This window comes from Acinetobacter sp. YH12134 (assembly GCF_013418555.1).
Classification (GTDB): domain Bacteria; phylum Pseudomonadota; class Gammaproteobacteria; order Pseudomonadales; family Moraxellaceae; genus Acinetobacter; species Acinetobacter indicus.
Genome location: NZ_VPBT01000050.1, coordinates 1 through 1791, shown reverse-complemented (window position 1 = coordinate 1791; position 1791 = coordinate 1). Strand labels below are relative to the sequence as shown.

The 1791-nt window shown below is 37.7% G+C and carries 2 protein-coding genes; one reads left to right on the top strand and one right to left on the bottom strand.

The annotated features are described in order from the left end of the window. Positions 1-147: 147 nt before the first annotated feature. Positions 148-603, bottom strand: coding sequence for an Rrf2 family transcriptional regulator (locus tag FTU69_RS14630; RefSeq protein WP_163145944.1), 456 nt, complete (start codon positions 601-603; stop codon positions 148-150). Between the two features lie 109 nt (positions 604-712). Here FTU69_RS14630 and FTU69_RS14625 point away from each other — a divergent pair, with 109 nt between their 5' ends. Beyond that, positions 713-1600 carry an NAD(P)/FAD-dependent oxidoreductase gene (locus FTU69_RS14625; RefSeq protein WP_163145945.1) on the top strand — a complete coding sequence of 296 codons (888 nt, stop codon included), beginning with the start codon at positions 713-715 and terminating at the stop codon, positions 1598-1600. Positions 1601-1791: the final 191 nt, after the last annotated feature.

The window sequence follows — 1791 nt, the reverse complement described above, 5'->3', positions numbered from 1 at the left end:
AAGTTCTTTATCCGACATAGACACCAACATATCAAACCGTCCGCTAAGAAAATTGCAAAAGTGCATATTCTAAAAGCGGACATTTTTACTTTGGAGAAACCGGACATTTCTACTTTGGGCTTACAATTGGATTTCGCATAAGAGATTTTATGTTAAATGAGCATGTTTATTAACAATATGTTTATCCCATTCAATCTGAAAATCATGTGCTAATTTATCTAGTTTAGTCGACTTTAAATTATTAATAAGTAATTGTTGGGCTTCAATGAATGCTTGATCTAGAGCTTGGTTTACGACGAGTTCAACCAAACAATCAGGCTGCTTATTTTCATTGCCAATCGCAAAAATTGACGGCTCACCTACTGCCACATAAACATCATACAAAGAGATGTCACTTAAAGACTTAATCAAAGTCCAACCGCCCCCAGGTCCTTTCTCTGAATCAACAAATCCATGCTTCTTTAAGCCTGACATTGTTCTACGTACAACAACAGGATTCGTTTCGAGCATTTCGGAGATGTAATCTGACGTGAAAGGCCTATCTTCACGAGCCATATGTAAAAGTACATGAAGCATTCGAGAAAGTTTACTGTCTTTACGCATAGTTAGATCTAGAAGTGAATGGATTGGATAGATTGTAACATTGAAAGTTTCATATCAATTCTAAAAATGATATAGTAACTTTAAAAGTTACATATTTGGTGTATTTCTAATGAACTATGAAGTTGTAATTATTGGTGGTAGCTATGCAGGTCTTTCTGCTGCATTGCCTTTAGCACGTGCTCGTCGTCAAATTTTGATTATTGATGCAGGACAACGTAGAAACCGCTTTGCAGAGCATTCACATAACTTTCTAACTCAAGATGGTCGTGCACCTGATGCAATTGCGGCAGAAGCCCGAGCACAAGTTGAAAAATACTTAACAGTTTCATGGTTATCTGAAACAGTAACGGATGTAAAAGCTATAGATGGTCAATATTTGGTAAGTGCTGGAGAGCAACAGTTCCAAGCAGAAAAAATCATTATTGCCACAGGCGTAAAAGATGAATTACCTCAAGTTGATGGCTTAGCAGAACGTTGGGGTAAATCGATCTACCACTGTCCTTATTGTGATGGATATGAGCTGAATATGGGTGAGGTCGGTGTGCTTGCATCGGGTATGCATTCATTACATCAAGCATTGATGTTGCCTGATTGGGGAAATACAACATTATTTTTAAATGATGCCATTAAAGCTGAACAATTAGATGATGAACTCTTGGCGAAACTCTCTAAGCGTCAAATTGTCATAGAAACTCGTAAAGTTGCACGGATTGAAAACCATTGTGACATCGTGTTTGTAGATGGAGAGCATACAACTTTAAATGGTCTATTCGTGTCTACAGTCACTCGTTTACAGGCAGATTGGATTCGTAATTTAGGTTTAGACATTGACAGCAATGAATATGGTGAAGCGATTAAAACTTCTCCAGCAAAAGAAACCAATATTAAAGGCGTTTATGCATGTGGTGATGTGACTCGCTCTGGCGGTTCTGTTGCGTTGTCTGTCGGTGATGGTGCAATGACAGGAATCGTGGCACACAAGTCTTTTATTTTTTAAGGCTGTGTCTGTGATTATGTAATTTCTCTAAAATTAACATAATGCACGTTATACGCAGTCAAAATGTAAGCCCAAAGTAGAAATGTCCGGTTTCTCCAAAGTAAAAATGTCCGCTTTTAGAATATGCACTTTTGCAATTTTCTTAGCGGACGGTTTGATATGTTGGTGTCTATGTCGGATAAAGAACTTAA

Coding starts and splice junctions, on each gene's coding strand:
- FTU69_RS14625 (WP_163145945.1), top strand. CDS start 713: ATGAACTATGAAGTTGTAATTATTGGTGGTAGCTATGCAGGTCTTTCT.
- FTU69_RS14630 (WP_163145944.1), bottom strand. CDS start 603: ATGCGTAAAGACAGTAAACTTTCTCGAATGCTTCATGTACTTTTACAT.